Origin of the sequence: Stutzerimonas decontaminans, from assembly GCF_000661915.1 — a bacterium.
GTDB classification, from domain to species: domain Bacteria; phylum Pseudomonadota; class Gammaproteobacteria; order Pseudomonadales; family Pseudomonadaceae; genus Stutzerimonas; species Stutzerimonas decontaminans.
Genome location: NZ_CP007509.1, coordinates 184568 through 201573, shown reverse-complemented (window position 1 = coordinate 201573; position 17006 = coordinate 184568). Strand labels below are relative to the sequence as shown.

Annotated in this window: 15 protein-coding genes; 6 read left to right on the top strand and 9 right to left on the bottom strand. The window is 63.5% G+C overall.

Going from position 1 to position 17006, the window contains the following annotated elements; genetic code table 11:
• The first annotated feature begins 489 nt into the window (after nucleotides 1–489).
• Both UIB01_RS00990 and UIB01_RS00985 read left to right on the top strand, forming a co-directional pair.
• Nucleotides 490–1455, top strand: a complete 966-nt coding sequence (locus UIB01_RS00990; RefSeq protein WP_038656019.1) for a TAXI family TRAP transporter solute-binding subunit — start codon at nucleotides 490–492, stop codon at nucleotides 1453–1455.
• 121 nt (nucleotides 1456–1576) lie between these two features.
• Nucleotides 1577–4129, top strand: coding sequence for a TRAP transporter permease (locus UIB01_RS00985; RefSeq protein WP_038656017.1), 2553 nt, complete (start codon nucleotides 1577–1579; stop codon nucleotides 4127–4129).
• A 130-nt stretch (nucleotides 4130–4259) separates the two neighbouring features.
• On the opposite strand, the gene UIB01_RS00980 is transcribed toward UIB01_RS00985, so the two are convergent.
• From UIB01_RS00980 to UIB01_RS00965, 4 genes are all read right to left on the bottom strand, one after another.
• Entirely contained in the window at nucleotides 4260–5489 is a 1230-nt protein-coding gene (locus UIB01_RS00980; protein ID WP_038656015.1) for a nucleoside recognition domain-containing protein, read from the bottom strand.
• A 403-nt stretch (nucleotides 5490–5892) separates the two neighbouring features.
• Complete coding sequence (locus tag UIB01_RS22600; RefSeq protein WP_003282841.1) at nucleotides 5893–6063, bottom strand: DUF1328 domain-containing protein; 171 nt, start codon at nucleotides 6061–6063, stop codon at nucleotides 5893–5895.
• Nucleotides 6064–6172: 109 nt separating this feature from the next.
• A complete protein-coding gene (locus UIB01_RS00970) occupies nucleotides 6173–6409 on the bottom strand; it encodes a hypothetical protein (protein ID WP_038656013.1) in 237 nt (78 codons plus the stop codon).
• 180 nt (nucleotides 6410–6589) lie between these two features.
• Nucleotides 6590–7021, bottom strand: coding sequence for a ferritin-like domain-containing protein (locus tag UIB01_RS00965; RefSeq protein ID WP_038656011.1), 432 nt, complete (start codon nucleotides 7019–7021; stop codon nucleotides 6590–6592).
• A 307-nt stretch (nucleotides 7022–7328) separates the two neighbouring features.
• Here UIB01_RS00965 and algB point away from each other — a divergent pair, with 307 nt between their 5' ends.
• Genes algB through UIB01_RS00950 form a run of 3 tightly spaced genes read left to right on the top strand, consistent with a single transcriptional unit; the run spans nucleotide 7329 to nucleotide 10887 of the window.
• On the top strand, nucleotides 7329–8675 hold the full coding sequence (gene algB, locus UIB01_RS00960; protein WP_038656009.1) for a sigma-54-dependent response regulator transcription factor AlgB: 1347 nt from the start codon (nucleotides 7329–7331) through the stop codon (nucleotides 8673–8675).
• The gene (locus UIB01_RS00955; protein WP_038656006.1) at nucleotides 8672–10459 is read left to right on the top strand and encodes a KinB sensor domain-containing domain; all 1788 of its coding nucleotides are present in this window, start codon (nucleotides 8672–8674) and stop codon (nucleotides 10457–10459) included. The genes algB and UIB01_RS00955 overlap by 4 nt, the downstream gene beginning before the upstream one ends.
• A 23-nt stretch (nucleotides 10460–10482) precedes the next feature.
• The gene (locus UIB01_RS00950; RefSeq protein WP_038656004.1) at nucleotides 10483–10887 is read left to right on the top strand and encodes a DUF1330 domain-containing protein; all 405 of its coding nucleotides are present in this window, start codon (nucleotides 10483–10485) and stop codon (nucleotides 10885–10887) included.
• 2 nt (nucleotides 10888–10889) lie between these two features.
• Here UIB01_RS00950 and UIB01_RS00945 read toward each other — a convergent pair whose 3' ends face one another.
• The 5 genes from UIB01_RS00945 to UIB01_RS00925 all read right to left on the bottom strand — a co-directional run bounded on the left by UIB01_RS00945 (nucleotide 10890) and on the right by UIB01_RS00925 (nucleotide 15948).
• A complete protein-coding gene (locus UIB01_RS00945; protein WP_038656002.1) occupies nucleotides 10890–11678 on the bottom strand; it encodes an N-acetylmuramoyl-L-alanine amidase in 789 nt (262 codons plus the stop codon).
• 131 nt (nucleotides 11679–11809) lie between these two features.
• Complete coding sequence (locus tag UIB01_RS00940; RefSeq protein WP_038656000.1) at nucleotides 11810–13630, bottom strand: diguanylate cyclase; 1821 nt, start codon at nucleotides 13628–13630, stop codon at nucleotides 11810–11812.
• Complete coding sequence (locus UIB01_RS00935) at nucleotides 13627–14496, bottom strand: endonuclease/exonuclease/phosphatase family protein (RefSeq protein ID WP_015275201.1); 870 nt, start codon at nucleotides 14494–14496, stop codon at nucleotides 13627–13629. The genes UIB01_RS00940 and UIB01_RS00935 overlap by 4 nt, the downstream gene beginning before the upstream one ends.
• Before the next feature lie 6 nt (nucleotides 14497–14502).
• Complete coding sequence (locus UIB01_RS00930; protein WP_038655998.1) at nucleotides 14503–15132, bottom strand: thiol:disulfide interchange protein DsbA/DsbL; 630 nt, start codon at nucleotides 15130–15132, stop codon at nucleotides 14503–14505.
• Between the two features lie 183 nt (nucleotides 15133–15315).
• On the bottom strand, nucleotides 15316–15948 hold the full coding sequence (locus UIB01_RS00925) for a c-type cytochrome (RefSeq protein ID WP_038655996.1): 633 nt from the start codon (nucleotides 15946–15948) through the stop codon (nucleotides 15316–15318).
• Nucleotides 15949–16216: 268 nt separating this feature from the next.
• Here UIB01_RS00925 and yihA point away from each other — a divergent pair, with 268 nt between their 5' ends.
• On the top strand, nucleotides 16217–16870 hold the full coding sequence (gene yihA / locus UIB01_RS00920; RefSeq protein WP_038655995.1) for a ribosome biogenesis GTP-binding protein YihA/YsxC: 654 nt from the start codon (nucleotides 16217–16219) through the stop codon (nucleotides 16868–16870).
• The last annotated feature ends 136 nt before the right edge of the window (nucleotides 16871–17006 follow it).

The window sequence follows — 17006 nt, the reverse complement described above, 5'->3', positions numbered from 1 at the left end:
CGCTCGGGCCATCACAGTCCGGCGCCGCAGCGCCAGGTAACCGGCGCCATTAAGTTGCGCAGATTTTTGCGCAATGATGACACTTTGATATCGACCTGTCCTGTATGGCCGACAGGCTGCTGCGTCAGCCTCGACGGCGCGCCCAGAACTGCTGAACCAGTTCGCGCAGGCCATCGGCGAGCAGGGCGACGCCGGTCACGTAGTGCCAGAGCCGCACGCCTTGGCCTGTCTCTCCGACGCTTGTGAAGGGAAACAGTCCTGTACATGAAGGACTCCAAGGGCAGGCCTGGGACAGCGCAATATGCGGGGCTCCACGCAACCACTTCCAGACGATCCGGTCCTAGCAATGGGCGCGGTAACTAACGGAGCGGTACGGCGGGTCCGTAAGCTCCGGGCTGTTCCCAAGCCGGGCGCCTGCTAGACTCAAATTCCGCGCAGACTCACAAGGGATGCCCGGGAATCCGAAAACAACCAAAAAGGAGTGCATCCATGAAAGGCAAATCCTTGGCATGGATCTTTACCGCTGCTCTGGCGGGAACCGGCCTGAGCACAGTGGCACAGGCGCAAGAGAAGTTCGTCACCATCGGCACAGGCGGCCAGACCGGCGTTTATTACGTGGCCGGGCAATCGATCTGCCGCTTCGTCAACCGCAATGCGGAAAACATCAAGTGCAACGCGCCGGCCAGCGGCGGCGGCGTAGCCAACGTCAACGGCCTGCGCAGTGGCGAATTCAACTTCGGCATCATGCAGTCCGACCACCAGTACAAGGCAATGGAAGGCGTCACGCCCTTCGAGAAAGAAGGCAAGATGGACGACATCCGCGCGGTGTTCTCCCTGCAGAGTGAAGTCTTCACCGTACTCGCCCGCCGCAGCGCCAACATCAAGGGCCTCGACGACCTCAAGGGCAAGCGCGTCAATATCGGCAACCCTGGTTCGGGTCAGCGCGACACCCTCGAAGAGATCATGAAGGTCAAGGGCTGGGACAAGTCGGTGTTCTCCCTGGCCGCCGAGCTGAAGCCGGCCGAGCAGGCCAGCGCACTGGGCGACAACAACATCGATGCCATGACCTACTTCGTCGGTCACCCCAATGGCGCGATCCAGGAAGCCACCACCACCACCGACGCGGTTCTGGTGCCGATCACCGGCCCGGAGATCGACAAGCTGCTCGAAGAGCGCAGCTACTACACCAAGGCCGAGATTCCCGGTGGCCTGTACAAGGGCAACGACCAGGCGACCCAGTCCATCGGCGGCAAGGCCGTGCTGTCCACCACCTCCAAGGTCGATGCCGAAGTGGTCTATCAGCTGGTCAAGTCGGTATTCGAGAACATCGAGCGCTTCCAGCGTCTGCACCCGGCGTTCAAGGACCTCAAGCCGGAAGAGATGATCGAAGTCGGCCTGAGCGCGCCTCTGCATGAAGGTGCCGAGCGTTACTACAAGGAACGCGGCTGGTTGTAAGGCTCGCCGGGGCTGCGTCGCTTAGGCGGCCCTGATCGTTGCGATGCCTCGCTGAGAACCCGTGCGCCGGATGGCCACGGGTTTTCGCGGTTCCGTTACCTGAAAAAACAGGCCTCATTTCATGCAAGACAAACAACTGTCCACCGAGGAACTGATCGCCCAGGATGTCGGTGCGCGCACGCCCGCCGGGCCGATGGCCGCGGTAATCGCCGGGCTTGCGCTGCTCTGGTCGCTGTTCCAGCTGTGGATCGCCTCGCCGCTGCCGTTCGTTCTCGGCTTCGGCGTACTGAACGACACCGAGACTCGCTCGATTCACCTGGCTTTCGCCCTGTTGCTGGCGTTTCTCGCCTACCCCGCATTCAAACGCTCACCGCGTGATCGCGTGCCGCTGGGCGACATCGCCCTGGGCCTGGTGGCCGCGGCCAGTGCCGCCTACCTGTTCATCGCCTATTCGCAGCTGGCGCAGCGCCCCGGCAACCTGACCACCATGGATCTGGTGACTGCCTGCATCGGTATTCCCCTGCTGCTGGAAGCCACGCGCCGTGCCCTCGGCCCACCCTTGGCAATCATCGCCCTGGTGTTTCTCGTCTACAGCGTCGCCGGCCCCTGGATGCCCGGCCTGCTGGCGCATCGCGGCGTCAGCTTCACCGCCCTGGCCAACCACCAGTGGATCACCACCGAAGGCGTCTTCGGCATCGCGCTGGGTGTCTCCACCAGCTTCGTCTTTCTCTTCGTACTGTTCGGCGCCCTGCTCGAGCGTGCTGGCGCCGGCCATTATTTCATCCAGCTGGCCTTCAGCATGCTCGGGCATTTCCGCGGCGGCCCGGCCAAGGCAGCGGTGGTGGCCTCCGGCATGACCGGCCTGATCTCCGGCTCGTCGATCGCCAACGTGGTGACCACCGGCACCTTCACCATCCCGATGATGAAGCGCACCGGCTTCTCGGCGGAAAAGGCCGGCGCGGTGGAGGTAGCCTCCTCGGTCAACGGCCAGATCATGCCGCCAGTGATGGGTGCGGCGGCATTCCTGATGGTCGAGTACGTCGGCATTCCCTATGTCGAGGTGATCAAGCATGCCTTCCTGCCAGCACTGATCTCCTACATCGCGCTGATCTACATCGTCCATCTGGAGTCGATGAAACTCGGCTTGCAGGCCCTACCGCGGGCCAACGTGGCCAAACCCTGGATGCAGCGGCTGATCGGCTTCGCCTTCGGCGCCGCGCTGATATCCGGCTTGTCCCTGGGCGTCTATTACGGCCTCGGCTGGCTCAAGCCATTGCTCGGCGACTCGGCGCTGTGGGTGATCGGCGCGCTGCTGGCGCTGGTCTACCTCGGCCTGCTGAAGATCGCGGCGAGCAACCCGCCGCTACCCCATGAAGACCCGAACATGCCGCTGGAAAAGCTGCCGGAAACCCGTCCGGTACTGCTTTCCGGCCTGCATTTTCTGCTGCCGGTGGTGGTGCTGGTCTGGTGCCTGATGATCGAGCGCCTGTCGCCCGGCCTCTCGGCCTTCTGGGGTTCGGTAATGCTGGTGATCATCCTGCTGACCCAGCGCCCGCTGCTGTCGTGGATGCGCCATGATCGCAGCCATCGCGACGGCACCTTCCTCGACGGCGTGATCGACCTGCGTGAGGGGCTGATCGCCGGTGCACGCAACATGATCGGCATCGGTATCGCCACTGCTGCAGCCGGCATCATCGTCGGTGCCGTGTCGCAGACCGGGGTTGGCCTGGTGCTGGCCGATCTGGTCGAGCTGCTGTCGATGGGCAACCTGCTGCTGATGCTGCTGCTCACCGCCTTCCTCAGCCTGATCCTCGGCATGGGCCTGCCGACCACCGCGAACTACATCGTGGTCTCCAGCCTGCTGGCGCCGGTGATCGTATCCCTGGGTCAACAGAACGGCCTGATCGTGCCGCTGATCGCGGTGCATCTGTTCGTCTTCTACTTCGGCATCATGGCCGACGTCACGCCGCCGGTGGGTCTGGCCTCGTTCGCCGCGGCGGCGGTGTCCAAGGGCGATCCGATCCGGACCGGGGTGACGGCCTTCTACTACAGCCTGCGCACCGCGGCCTTGCCGTTCCTGTTCATCTTCAACACCGATCTGCTGCTGATCGGCGTGGACTTCTGGCACGGCGTGCTGATCTTTATCGTGGCGACCATCGCCATGCTGGTGTTCGCCGCCGGCACCCAGGGCTACTTCCTGGTGCGCAGCCGCTGGTACGAAAGCCTGCTGCTGTTGCTGGTCGCCTTCACGTTGTTCCGCCCGGGCTTCTGGATGGACATGATCCACGACCCTTACCAGGAGATTCCGCCAGCGCAGCTGGTCGAGGCCCTGGGCAACGTCGACCAGGACAGCCAGCTGCGCCTGCGCGTGCTGGGCGAGGATGCCGTGGGCGATCCGCGGGAGTTTGTGCTGTTGCTGGCGATTCCGGACGGCGCTTCCGGCGAGGAGAAGCTGGAGAAGATCGGCCTGATGACCTACGAAGAGGACGGCAAGCTGCTGGTCGACAGCGTCACCTTCGGCAGCCCGGCGGCCGAGGCCGGCCTTGAGTTCGATCAGCAGATCCTCTCGGTGCGCGCACCGACTGATCGCTGGCCGAAGGAGCTGATGTGGGCTCCGGGCTTCCTGCTGTTCGCGCTGATCGTGTGGATGCAGCGACGACGCCGGCAGCGCTGAACCCGTCGGCGCCAGGCGCCTGAAACCCCGGCCATGCACAAGCGTGGCCGGGGTTTTTCTTTGTCCGGACAACGCTATCGCTGACTAGCGCCGCAGCGAGCTGGGCGGCGCAGTCCTGGCGTCCAGTCGCTTAGCCGAAGAACCAGTAGCACACGCTGATCGCAGCGATGATTCCCGCCAGATCCGCCACCAGCGCACAGCCCACCGCGTGACGCGCCCGCTGGATGCCGACCGCACCGAAATACACCGCCAGCACATAGAAGGTGGTTTCGGTACTGCCCTGCACCGTCGCCGCCACCAGCGCGGGGAAGCTGTCCACGCCCTGACTCTGCATGGTTTCGATCAGCATCGCCCGCGCCGCACTGCCGGAGAACGGCTTGACCAGCGCAGTGGGCAAGGCATCGACGAAGCGCGTATCCCAGCCCAGCGCCTCGACCAGCCAGCGAATGCCTTCCAGGCCGAAATCCAGCGCGCCGGAGGCACGCAAGGCACCAATGGCGCAAAGCATGGCGATCAGATACGGCAGGAGGCTCTTGGCCACATCGAAGCCCTCCTTCGCCCCTTCGACGAAGGCCTCGTACACCGGCACCCTGCGCAGCGCGCCGACGACCAGAAAAGCGATGATCAGCCCGAACAGGGTCAGGTTGCCCAGCAACGAAGAAAGCGAGGCCAGCGCCGTCGCCGACAGCCCGGCGAGCAGCGCCATGAAGCCACCGAGCAGCAACGCGCCAGGGATGAAGTAGGCCAGCACCACGGGGTCCCACAATCGCAACCGCTGCATCAGCGCAACAGCCAGCAGGCCCGCCAGGGAAGAGGCACTGGTGGCCAGCAGGATCGGCAGAAACACTAGGGTCGGATCATCCGCGCCCTGCTGCACGCGATACATGAAGATCGACACAGGCAACAGGGTCAACGAGGAAGTGTTGAGCACCAGAAAGAGGATCTGCGCGTTGCTGGCGACGCTCGGCAGCGGATTGAGCTCCTGCAGCGCGCGCATCGCCTTGAGTCCGATTGGCGTGGCAGCGTTATCCAGCCCGAGGCCGTTGGCGGCGAAATTGAGCGTGATCAGCCCCAGCGCCGGATGGCCGGCCGGCACTTCCGGCATCAGGCGGCGGAACAACGGCCCGAGCAGGCGCGCCAGCAGCTCGATCAGCCCGGCCTTCTCGGCAATGCGCAGAAATCCAAGCCAGAGCGTCAGCGTACCAAACAGCACGATCATCACTTCCACGGCCAGTTTCGCCATGGCGAACAGGCTCTCCACCAGCGCAGCGAACACTGCGGGATCGCCACCGATCAGCCAGCGCCCCAGGGCAGCCACCGCGGCGACCAGGAAAAAGCCCAGCCAGAGGCCGTTGAGCATGTTGTTCTCCCATCAAAGCTGGACGCGATGATAGCGGTGCGAGCGTGCGGGGGTCACCCGCGGATCGCGCGGACAGCCGGGTGGAAGAAAATCAGGAATTGCGGAAGGGTGTAAGAGCTCTGATATTTGTTGCTGCCTGCCGAAGGTGGTTATTACACCACCCTCGGCCGCAGCCGTGCAGAACCCGGTCCGATAAAGGAGGTACTCCCTGTACCCCTAGGTCGCTCCGCAAGCAGAACAACCCGACCCCCTGGTTCCCCCCGCTGAGGGGTGAGCGCGTAGAGCCTCAAGCTCGACGCCGCTCTGGATCATCTTCGATTGCCGAACACGACCCGGCGAATATGGCTTCCTATGCCGTTGCCACTCCAGAATGCAGCCGCCCTTGCGGGCGGCCATCGATGCATCAAACGCGCGGTCCGCGACCGCGGCCGAAGATCAGCGATGCCACGAACAGCACCAGGAAGACCACGAACAGGATCTTGGCGATACCTGTTGCAGTGCCTGCGATACCACCGAAGCCCAGTACCGCAGCGATGATGGCGATGATCAGAAAGGTAATTGCCCAACTCAGCATGGTGTAACTCCTCTGGTTTCAGGAACGGTTCTCAGCGGATCGGGCAGCCCGATCGGCATCGATGTTGTGTCGCATCCCTGCTGGTTCGCTTGCACGTCCCCTTCGTTGCTCAGAACACCCAGCGCTGCTCGGCAGGCGCCTGGCGATAATCGATTGTTTGCGGCACTTGGCCGGTCCGCGTGAGCTCAATAGGTTGAGCGTCATACATGCCGATTCGTTCCGCAGAATTCTGTGGTGCCTGGCTGAGCGGTTGTGACATCGGCCGCTCGGCCCCCATGATCAACATGACTACCGCAGCCGAGAGGAAACCCTTGCTGGCTAATGAAAAGCGGGCTTGGCGATTCATCCTCAACTCCTTCTAAGCGTGGCGAACACTGTTTCGTTGCATGACTTATTGCAGGCGCCGTGCCAGGCAACCACCATCAATAAAAAGCTTATAAATCAATAAGTTAAACAACCAAGCAAGAGCCAGGACAACTCAATTTGCATGAGCGCCTCGCTTGGGCCGGGCGTTTTGCACGAACCATCAGTGGCGCGCCTCCTTCAATTGACGCATGCGTTCGTGGCATGCGCGTAATTTCGGCAGTTCGATAGCCAGCAGTGCGCGCACGTCCGGCTCGGCATTGCCTACCGCATCCTCGAATGCGCGCAGGATGTGCGCTTCGGTCTGCTCCAGCTGGTCGACATAGGCCGTATCGTGATCGCCGATGCGCGAGCGCGCATCGGCATATAATTCGCGCATGCGGCCCGTCAGCGTCCCGCCTTGTGAAGGCTGCTCGTGATGGGCGGCCACTTTTACGCTCAGCGCCTGAATGACCTGGGTCTTGGCCTGCGCCAGGTCACGAAACAGATGCTGCAGTTGCACGTCCTTTGCCTCCTCGGCCGCGTGCTGGTAGAAACGCTGCCCGTCGCGGGTCAGTTCGATGAGCTCGTTGAGCTGGTTCATGGACTGGTTCATGACACCTCCTGCATGAATTGCGGCATGCGCTGGCCACCCGAGACGGGGGCGACGCGTTCTTCATGCCGGTCGCAAGCCGCATGCCAGCAGGCCTGTGAAGGCGATCGCCAACAAATCAGCCACTTGCAGGAAATCATCGATGCCGCAGGAGTGCAGCATGCAGGAAAGCGTTGTCGACACCGTGCAACTTGCAACGCTTTTCATAGACTAAAGCACTCGCCAGCAACGCAACGGCACCCTCCGGTGGCCGGACACGACATAATCGAACCTATTCAGCGACGAATTCGCCTTTTTGACGGGAGCATCCATGGACCAAACGACGGACAACGGCGGACGCATCCTTCTGGTAGATGACGAGGCGGCGATCCTGCGTACATTCCGTTACTGCCTGGAAGACCGTGGCTACACGGTGATGACCGCAGCCAGTGCGGCGCAGGCCGAGGCGATACTGCAGCGCCAGGTATTCGATCTGTGCTTCCTCGACCTGCGTCTGGGTGAGGACAACGGACTCGACGTTCTGCAGCAGATGCGCCTGCTGGCGCCCTGGATGCGCGTGGTGATCGTCACCGCGCACTCGGCCGTGGACACTGCCGTGGATGCCATGCAGGCCGGCGCGGCGGACTACCTGCTCAAGCCCTGCAGCCCGGAACAGCTGCGCCTGTCCGCCGCCAAGCAGCTGGAAGTGCGACAGATGGCTGCCCGCCTGGAAGCGCTGGAAGGGGAGATCAAGGAGCGCAGCGACGCCTTGGGTTCGCACAGCCCGGCGATGATGGCGGTACTGGAAACCGCGCGGCAAGTCGCCGATACGGACGCGAACATTCTGATTCTTGGCGAGTCGGGTACCGGCAAGGGCGAGCTGGCTCGCGCCATTCACACCTGGAGCCGGCGCTCGAAGAAAGCCTTTGTCACCATCAACTGTCCCTCGCTATCTGCCGATCTGATGGAAAGCGAGCTGTTCGGGCACAACCGCGGCGCCTTCACCGGGGCCACCGAAAGCACGCTGGGACGGGTCAACCAGGCCGACGGCGGCACGCTGTTTCTCGATGAGATCGGTGATTTCCCGCTCGCGCTGCAACCCAAGCTGCTGCGTTTCATCCAGGACAAGGAATACGAGCGGGTCGGTGACCCGGTCACCCGCCGCGCCGATGTACGCATCCTCGCGGCCACCAACCTGAACCTCGAAGAAATGGTCCGCGAAGGCAAGTTCCGCGAGGATCTGCTCTACCGCCTCAACGTCATCACCCTCAATCTGCCGCCGATGCGCGAGCGGCCCGAGGACGTCCTGACCCTTGCCGAGCGCTTCCTTGCCTCATTCGTGAAGAACTACGGTCGCCCGGCACGCGGCTTCAGCGATGCCGCGATGGCGGCGCTGAAGACCTATCGCTGGCCAGGCAACGTGCGCGAACTGCGCAACGTGGTCGAGCGCGCCAGCATCATCTGCCCGCAGCAGATGATCGAGGTCAGCCACCTGGGACTTGGTGAGCAGGTGGGCAGCAATGCGCCGCGCATTGGCGAGCCGCTGAGCCTGGAAGCCCTGGAAAAAGCGCATATCGCCGGCGTACTGAGCACCAGCGACACTCTCGAGCAGGCCGCCCGGATCCTGGGCATCGACGCCTCGACCCTTTACAGAAAGCGCAAGCAGTACGGCCTATGAAACTCCAGATGAAGCTGCGAACCCGACTGTTTCTCGGATTCTCGGCCCTGATGACGGTTGCCCTGCTTGGCCTGCTGCTGGCGCTGGTCAGCGTGATGCAGATGGCCAAGAGCCAGGAGCAGCTGATCCGCAACAACTTCAGCATCATCGAGATCAACCAGCAGCTGCGCCAGGCGCTGGGCAATCACCTCATCGTCCTGCTGGCCGAGGATCACAATCTCGGCGCCCTGGATGGGGTGCGTCAGACCTTTCAGCAAACCCTTGAACGCGGTATCGCCGAAGCCAGCGATGACACCGATCGTCAGGCCTTCCAGGCGGTCGCCAGCGCCTACGCGAGGTTCATCGAAGAGGTCGAGGCGGCGCGCCACAAGAGCTGGACGCTGCTGGAGGACAACTCGCTGAGCCAGGCCTTCAATCAGGTACGCAGCCTGATGACCGAGATGCAGCGCGCGGCGTACGACAAGATTCGCGACACCGAGGTACGCAGCCGCGATCGTGCTTCGCTATTGGCCGGCCTGCTGGGCCTGACGGCGATCGCCGTTTTGCTGATCGGCTTCATTACCGCACACAGTTTTGCGCGGCGCTTCGGCGAGCCGATCGAACGGCTGTCGGCAGCGGCCGATCAGATCGGACGCGGCGACTTCAATATTTCCCTGCCGACCCCGCCGATCGCCGAGCTGTCCTCGCTGAGCCGCCGTTTCGGCCTGATGGCGCAGGCGCTGCACGAATTCAAGCAGACCAATGTGGAGGCGCTGGTCAACGGCCAGCAGCGTTTGCAGGCATTGCTCGACAGCATCGACGACGGCCTGCTGATCATCGATCGGCAGGGACGCCTGGAACATGCCAACCCGGTGGCGCAGCGCCAGCTCGCCTGGGAAAACGAACATCTCGGCTCGACCCTCGGCGAAGCACTCGGCTACCCGGAGCTGGACAACGCCGCACGTCAGGTACTGGATGACAAGCCGCTGTCCGACCCACCCGAGGACCTGACCATCGAAGCCGACGGCGAGCGCCGTCTGCTGGCCTGGCGCATCAGCCCGGTCAGCCATCACGACGGCAGCATCAGTGGCGCGGTCATGGTGCTGCACGACGTGACCGACCAGCGTACCTTCGAGCGTGTGCGCAACGAATTCGTGCTGCGTGCGTCCCATGAGCTGCGCACGCCGGTCACCGGCATGCAAATGGCTTTCAGCCTGCTGCGTGAACGCCTGCGCTACCCGGCCGACAGTCGCGAATCGGACCTGTTCAACACCGTGCACGAAGAGATGCAGCGCCTGGTAAGGCTGATCAACGACCTGCTGAATTTCTCCCGCTACCAGAGCGGCCAGCAAAAACTCGAGCTGGAACAATGCGACATTCCGGAACTGCTCGAGGCCGCCCGTCAGCGCTTCGAAGTGGCAGCCAATGAGCAAGACATACAGCTCAAGCTGGAGCTGCAGCAACCACTGCCAACGCTGATGCTCGACCGCCAGCAGATCGAGCGGGTGATGGACAACCTGCTCAGCAATGCCCTGCGCTACACGCCCAAGGGCGGCGAAGTGCGGCTGCTGGCCCGGCATCACGGCGAACGGATGATCCTCAGTGTCGAGGACAACGGCGAGGGCATTCCCTACAGCCAGCAGGCGAGGATCTTCGAGCCGTTCGTACAGATCGGTCGGCGTCGTGGCGGCGCGGGACTGGGCCTCGCCTTATGCAAGGAAATCGCCCAGCTGCATGGTGGTCGCATCGGCGTGCATTCACGGATCGGCCACGGCACCATCTTCTACGTCGCGCTGCCGATCTGAAGGCGCCATTTGAGGAAAAGCCCATGCCGAGCCTGACCCCAAGCCCCGAACAGCTCGCCGAGTACGCGGCGTCGATGCCTTCGGGGGTCCCGATCCTGATGCTCAACCTGCTGCGCTATAACGACCAGGCGACCTATCCGTCAGGTAGCCCGCACAGTCCGTGCAGCGGTCGCGAGGCGTATGCCCGCTACAGCCGGGTAGCGCTGGCCAAGGTGCTAGCCAGCGGCGGCGCCGTCGAGGTTCGCGCCCGGGCACACGCCGCGTTGATCGCCCCACCGGAGGAGCAATGGGACGACCTGTTGCTGGTCAGTTACCCATCCAAGGAAGCCTTTCTGGCGATGCTCGGTGACCGCGACTATCAGGCCGCTGCCGAGCACCGCACCGCGGCGCTGGCCGATTCCAGGCTGATCGGCACCACCGCCTACTGAGCTCAGCGCTGCGCCTGATTGGCGAGCACCTGCAACATCGCCGCGGTCTCTGCATCCGGCTCACCGTCGAAGCGGGCCGGTCGGTACCTCATTTGAAACGCCGCAATCACATTGCGCGTTTCGTCATCCAGATGGCCGTGCCGTGGCACCCGGTAGCCCTGCGCCGCCAAGGCGGCCTGAAACCAGGCGATGGCCGGCAGCCCCTCGGATGCATAGCGCATTTGCGCCACGCTGACCGCGCCTGCCTCAGGCCAGGGCACCAGGCCCTCATCGGCGAGACGCTTCCATGGAAACAGCGGCCCCGGGTCGACCTTGCGTTGCGGGGCGATGTCACTGTGGCCAACGATGGCTCCCGGCTTGAGGTCATGGCGCGCCATGATGTCCTTGAGCAACACCACCAGCGCGTCGATCTGCGCGTCGGAGTAGGGATACCAGAGCCGTCGTCCGTCGGCGCTTTCGACGTAACCGCGATTGACCAGCTCGATGCCGATCGATGTGGCGTTGAGCCAGGTGCGGCCGTTCCACTCGCTTTCACCGGCATGCCAGGCACGCCGGTTTTCATCCACCAGGCGGTAGATGGTCGCCGGCGATTCGCCTATCAGATAGTGGCTGCTGACCTCGCGGCCGCTAAGCAGCTCCAGCGAACGCGGCAGGTCGGTCGAGGTGTAGTGCAGCACGATGAACTGAGCACGGCTGTCATGCCCGATCGAACCGTAGCTGGTGTCGATACGCGGACCACTGGCGCAGCCGACCAGCAGCAGAAGCATCAGGGTGGTGGTGATGGCTTTCATCGGGACGACCTCTGTGTCGACGGCGAAATGACGCAGATGCGCAGCTGTCCGGTGCATGAGCGGCAGCTCGCGCCGGTGCGGTGAAGGGGCGTGATTATACCGGGCGATCCGCTGGACGCGATGCCAGCCGGTCAGGCGAGCTCGACGCGATTGCGCCCAGCATTCTTCGCGCAGTACAGCGCACTGTCGGCCCGCTCGAAAGCGCGCTCGGTGGTATCGCCTTCGCCGAAAGCGGTTAGACCGGCGGATAGCGTGATGACGATGCGCTCGCCCTTGAAGTGGAACGGGCAGCTGCCGATGGAATCGCGCAGGCTCTCCATCAGCTGTTGCCCGGCCTCATAAGGCGTATTGGGGAGCAGCACGACGAATTCCTCCCCCCCGAAACGGGCGATGAAGTCGGTTTTGCGCAGGCGCTTGCGCAGCTCGCTGCCGATGATTTTCAGCACCCGATCACCGGCCAGGTGGCCGTAGCTGTCATTGACGCGCTTGAAGTGATCTACATCCAGCACGGCCAGCAACAGCTCACCGCCGTAGCGCTGCCAGCGGGCGAACTCCAGATCCAGACGTTCGTTCCAGGCGGCGCGATTGGGCAGCCCGGTCAGCGGGTCCTGCAGCGCCTTCTGCCGCTGTTCCTCCAGGTGCCCGCGCAAGCCTCGAGCAGCCTGCTCGAGGCTGCCGACGCGGCTGACCAGTTGCTGCAGGCGCTCGCCGAGCTTCTGCTCCTGCTCGCTGCGCTGCTGGCGATAGGTATCCACCGTATCCAGCAACCCGTCCAGACGGGCTTCGACCACCCGTTTCAGGCTCGTCAGATCGGTCGCCTGGCGCATGCTTTGCTGCAGGCCACCGACCTGCTCGCGCAATTCCGCATCCAGCGCCTGCGCGGCATCCCGCCCGTCGTTATGCCCCTGGTGGGCCGCAACCAGGTTTTCCTGCATGGCCGAAAGACGCTCGTTCAGCGTCTGCAGGTAGCTTTCGAAATCCCGCTGGCCCTGATCGCTGAAGGCGATCATCAGCATCGCCAGATCGTCCAGCACCGGCACCAGCTCATACCAGTTCAGCCCGTGCTGGATGCGCGCACGCAGCGTCTGCAGCTGCGGCTGGTGCTGTTCTGGCAGATGAAGATTATCGAGCAGATTGCTGAGCGTCGCCTCAACGCGGTCAGCGACAACGCTGAATGCTGGCTCCGGTGAGTCAGGCAGCGCGTAGGCAGCGACTTCCGGGGGGGCCTCGATTTCTTGCTCTCGCTCGGTGAGCGGCTCGGCAACGGCCAGCTCCGCGACCAGCGCCAGCGCTTCGCTTTCAACCGGTTGCGGGGCAGGCTCATTCGCCTGCGCAAGGGGCTCCGCAGACAATACGACATCTTCCCTTTCGGGCAGCTGGCCGGCCAGCTCGGCGCATTCAGCTGATGCGATGGGCGTGGGCAGCGGCATATCGCGATTACCGAACAATCGCTTCAGGAAACCGCTCTGCTGCGGCGCGGCATCTTCCTGCAGCGTCAGCACCTGGCCTTGCAAAACACTCAACTCACCAAGCAGTCCCGGCAGTTCGCGCAGCTGGGCGGCGCGCTGGGCCAGCTGTTTGGCAAAGCGCTTGATGGGCTTGCGCAGTTCCGCCGGCGGCGAGAGCGCCAGCAGCTGGGCGACCAGCCGATGCAGCGCCTCGGTCAGCCGAATCGCGCGCTCCTGCCGATGTCGCTCGGAGTCCAGCACGGCCTTTTCCAGCCGCGGCACCAATTGGCTGAGACCATCGTCCAGATCGCCGTCACGCAGCACTTCCCGCATCGCATGCAGGCAGCGCTCGACCGCAGGGTCGGCACCTTCCACCGCCAGGCTGCTGCGAACCAGACTGCGCCGTAGCAGATCCACGCGCTGTTCCCAGCGGGCTTCCAGCTGGTCCTGGCGCTCGACGAGCTGAAGATACTTTTCCTTCCAGCGTTCGGCTTCTTCGCTCATTTCGTGTCTTTCACCTGAACCGGCAAGGAATCGGCCTGCAGCGAATCAGGCAGTCTGATCTCGACGGCCACCGGCAGGTGATCGGAAATCGGCAATGCCAGCACATCGACGCGCTCGAGCGTCAGGCTGGGGCTGAGCAGGATGTGGTCCAGACAGCGCTGCGGTCGCCAGCTCGGAAAGGTCGCTTCGATCTGCGGCGCCAGAAGGCCGAGATCACGCAGCGGCGAATTTTCCAGCAGATCGTTGGCGTGGGTATTCATGTCACCCATCAGAACCTGATGGCGGTAGCCGCCGATCAGCTCGCGAATGTAGGCCAGCTGGCGCGTCCGCGCCCCGCCACCCAGCGCCAGGTGCATCATCACCACCACCAGCGCGTCCGGCCCCTCGCCGAAGCGCAGCAGGATCGCCCCACGCCCCGACGGCCCGGGCAACGGATGATCTTCCAGACCCTGAGGTTCGAGACGACTGAGCACTCCATTGCTGTGCTGGGCGAACCGCCCGAGATTGCGGTTGAGCTGCTGATACCAATAGGGAAACGCACCCAAATGAGCCAGGTGCTCGACCTGATTGACGTAGCCGGAACGCAGGCTGCCGCCGTCGGCCTCCTGCAGCGCCACCAGATCGTAGTTGCCAAGCACCTCACCGATGCGCTGCAGATTGCCCGCCCGCCCCGGATGGGGCAGCAGATGCTGCCAGCTGCGCGTCAGGTAATGGTGGTAGCGCTCGGTACTGATGCCGACCTGGATGTTGAAGCTGAGCAGCCGCAACCGCCCGTCCGACGGCAGACCGCTACTGGCCAGGCAGTGCGCGTTGACGCGCGCCTTGCCGGGTCCGGCATGGCGCGGCGCGCTCCAACGACGCAGCATTTCGGCTTACCGCGCCGCGCGTTCTTTTTCGATGAGGAAGTCGGCCACCTGCAAGGTGCGCTCCGGGCCGCCGGACGAGCCGAGATCGAAACGATACTTGCCGTTGACGATCATCACCGGCACACCGGTGATCTGATACGCCATGCCGAGTTTCTTGGCCTGCTCTACGCGACCACGCACACCGAACGAGTTGTAGGCTTTCAGAAAGGCCTGCTTGTCGATGCCGTGACCGGCAAGGAAATCAGCCATTTCGTCAGGCGTGGCGAGCTTCTTGCGCTCCTGATGGTAGGCAGCGAAGACCGCATCGTGGACCTTCGGCTCCACGCCCATCGATTCCAGCGCGATAAACAATTGTCCGTGTACGTTCCAGATCCCGCCAAACATCGCCGGGATGCGCTTGAACTGCACGTCCTCGGGCAGCTGCTCGACCCAGGGCTTGATCACCGGCTCGAACTGGTAGCAGTGCGGGCAGCCGTACCAGAACAGCTCGACCACCTCGATCTTGCTCGGGTCGGCGACTGGCACCGGGCTGCTCAGCTCGACATATTCCTTGCCGGCCTGAAACTCCGCTGCCTGGGCTGCAGCACCGAACAGGCTGACAGCGGCAAAAATGGCAGTGAGTAGGAAATTGCGCATGAAGTACTCCTGTTTACGACGGACCGATGGCGCAACAGGCTGCAGCAAAACGCCGGGACTCGCCAGCGTTTTTCATCTGCCCATGCCGCGCCGTGACGAAGGTGGCGTAGCCAGCCCCCTAAACGCAGAAGGGCGTCCGGACTATTGGCCCGGACGCCCTTCTCGATCAGCCTACTGTCGCGATCAGTGCAGGCCCTGGATGTAGCTGGACAGCGCTTCGATGTCCTTGTTGCTCAGCTTGGCGGCAACGCCACGCATGATCATGCTGTCGCCGTCGTTGGTACGGTTGCCTTCGCGGAAGTCGGTCAGCTGCTTGGCAGTGTAAGCCGCATGCTGGCCACCCAGTTTGGGGAAACCGGCCAGGTCGTTGCCGACACCGTTGGGCGCGTGGCAACCGGTGCAGGCCGGCATGCCCTGATCCAGCTTGCCGCCGCGGAACAGTTTCTCGCCCTGCTTGGCCAGAGCCGGATCGGCATAGCCGACGCTGCCCTTCTGGCTGGAGAAGTAGGCGGCGATGTCTTGCAGATCCTGATCGCTCAGCGGGTCGAGCATGCCAGTCATTTCCAGCACCTTGCGGCCGACGCCTTCCGGAGCACCCGGGGTGCTGCCGGCCTTGATGTCCTGCAGTTGCTTGAGCAGATAGCGCTCGCCCTGGCCGGCGAGTTTCGGGAAGTTCGGCGCCGGGCTGTTGCCGTCCGCACCGTGGCAGGCGCCACACATTGCAACTTTGCCCTGACCAGCTTCGGCGTCTCCAGCCGCGTGGGCCATACCGGTGATGCCAAGGGTCAACAGCAGACTCACGAGTACTTTGTTCATCAGCTAATCCAACTACGGCTAAGGGTTTGAAAGGGAATTCATCGGGTCACGCACGGCAATCGAACCGGGGCGACGCTCGTTATAGTGGCACGCTTGGCGTTTCGCATCGGGGCGGCGCTAACGCTGCACTGGCATCCGGATGCGGCTGGACACCACTCGCAGCCCGATATCAGGCCAAAGCGCACATAAAAACTGCGGCATTATATACTCCCGTTTCTGAAACGGAAACGAACCATTGCCGCACCCGCGCGCACTCACCGGAACGACCATGCTACCGAAAAACCCGATTCTCGGCCTTTGCCAACAGGCCACCTTCATGATCAGCGCCGCCAAGGTCGATCAGTGCCCGGCCGACGAGGGTCTGGAAGTAGCCTTCGCCGGCCGCTCCAATGCAGGCAAGTCCAGCGCGCTGAACACCCTGACCCATGCCAACCTGGCACGCACCTCGAAGACACCGGGCCGCACCCAGCTGCTCAACTTCTTCCGCCTCGATGACGAGCGCCGCCTGGTCGACCTGCCCGGCTACGGCTACGCCAAGGTGCCGATCCCGCTCAAGCAGCACTGGCAGCGCCACCTGGAGGCCTATCTGGGCAGCCGCGAGAGCCTGGCCGGCGTGTTTCTGATGATGGATATCCGCCATCCGCTGACCGAGTTCGACCGCATGATGCTGGACTGGGCAAGCGCCAGCCAGATGCCCTTGCACATCCTGCTGACCAAATCCGACAAGCTGGCCTTCGGCGCCGCGAAGAACGCGTTGCTGGCCATTCAGCGTGACATCCACAAGGGCTGGGGCGCCGACGTCAGCGTGCAGCTGTTCTCAGCTCCCAAGCGTCAGGGTGTGGAAGAGGCGCAGCTGGTGCTGGCCAGCTGGCTGGGGATGCTGGACGAGGCGGGCGAAGAAGAACAAACGCCTGAGGCATAGAGTGGAGCAGGCGGCGCCGATCCCTGCAACCCTGCGCCGGAACCCCGGTGGATGTAAAAGCGACATCCACCCTACCAAGCCCGGCACCAATCGCTAAAACCACCCAAATTTCACCCCATCGATCGCCGCGCAGAAG

Coding starts and splice junctions, on each gene's coding strand:
- UIB01_RS00990 (WP_038656019.1), top strand. CDS start 490: ATGAAAGGCAAATCCTTGGCATGGATCTTTACCGCTGCTCTGGCGGGA.
- UIB01_RS00985 (WP_038656017.1), top strand. CDS start 1,577: ATGCAAGACAAACAACTGTCCACCGAGGAACTGATCGCCCAGGATGTC.
- UIB01_RS00980 (WP_038656015.1), bottom strand. CDS start 5,489: ATGCTCAACGGCCTCTGGCTGGGCTTTTTCCTGGTCGCCGCGGTGGCT.
- UIB01_RS22600 (WP_003282841.1), bottom strand. CDS start 6,063: ATGCTGAGTTGGGCAATTACCTTTCTGATCATCGCCATCATCGCTGCG.
- UIB01_RS00970 (WP_038656013.1), bottom strand. CDS start 6,409: ATGAATCGCCAAGCCCGCTTTTCATTAGCCAGCAAGGGTTTCCTCTCG.
- UIB01_RS00965 (WP_038656011.1), bottom strand. CDS start 7,021: ATGAACCAGTCCATGAACCAGCTCAACGAGCTCATCGAACTGACCCGC.
- algB (WP_038656009.1), top strand. CDS start 7,329: ATGGACCAAACGACGGACAACGGCGGACGCATCCTTCTGGTAGATGAC.
- UIB01_RS00955 (WP_038656006.1), top strand. CDS start 8,672: ATGAAACTCCAGATGAAGCTGCGAACCCGACTGTTTCTCGGATTCTCG.
- UIB01_RS00950 (WP_038656004.1), top strand. CDS start 10,483: ATGCCGAGCCTGACCCCAAGCCCCGAACAGCTCGCCGAGTACGCGGCG.
- UIB01_RS00945 (WP_038656002.1), bottom strand. CDS start 11,678: ATGAAAGCCATCACCACCACCCTGATGCTTCTGCTGCTGGTCGGCTGC.
- UIB01_RS00940 (WP_038656000.1), bottom strand. CDS start 13,630: ATGAGCGAAGAAGCCGAACGCTGGAAGGAAAAGTATCTTCAGCTCGTC.
- UIB01_RS00935 (WP_015275201.1), bottom strand. CDS start 14,496: ATGCTGCGTCGTTGGAGCGCGCCGCGCCATGCCGGACCCGGCAAGGCG.
- UIB01_RS00930 (WP_038655998.1), bottom strand. CDS start 15,132: ATGCGCAATTTCCTACTCACTGCCATTTTTGCCGCTGTCAGCCTGTTC.
- UIB01_RS00925 (WP_038655996.1), bottom strand. CDS start 15,948: ATGAACAAAGTACTCGTGAGTCTGCTGTTGACCCTTGGCATCACCGGT.
- yihA (WP_038655995.1), top strand. CDS start 16,217: ATGCTACCGAAAAACCCGATTCTCGGCCTTTGCCAACAGGCCACCTTC.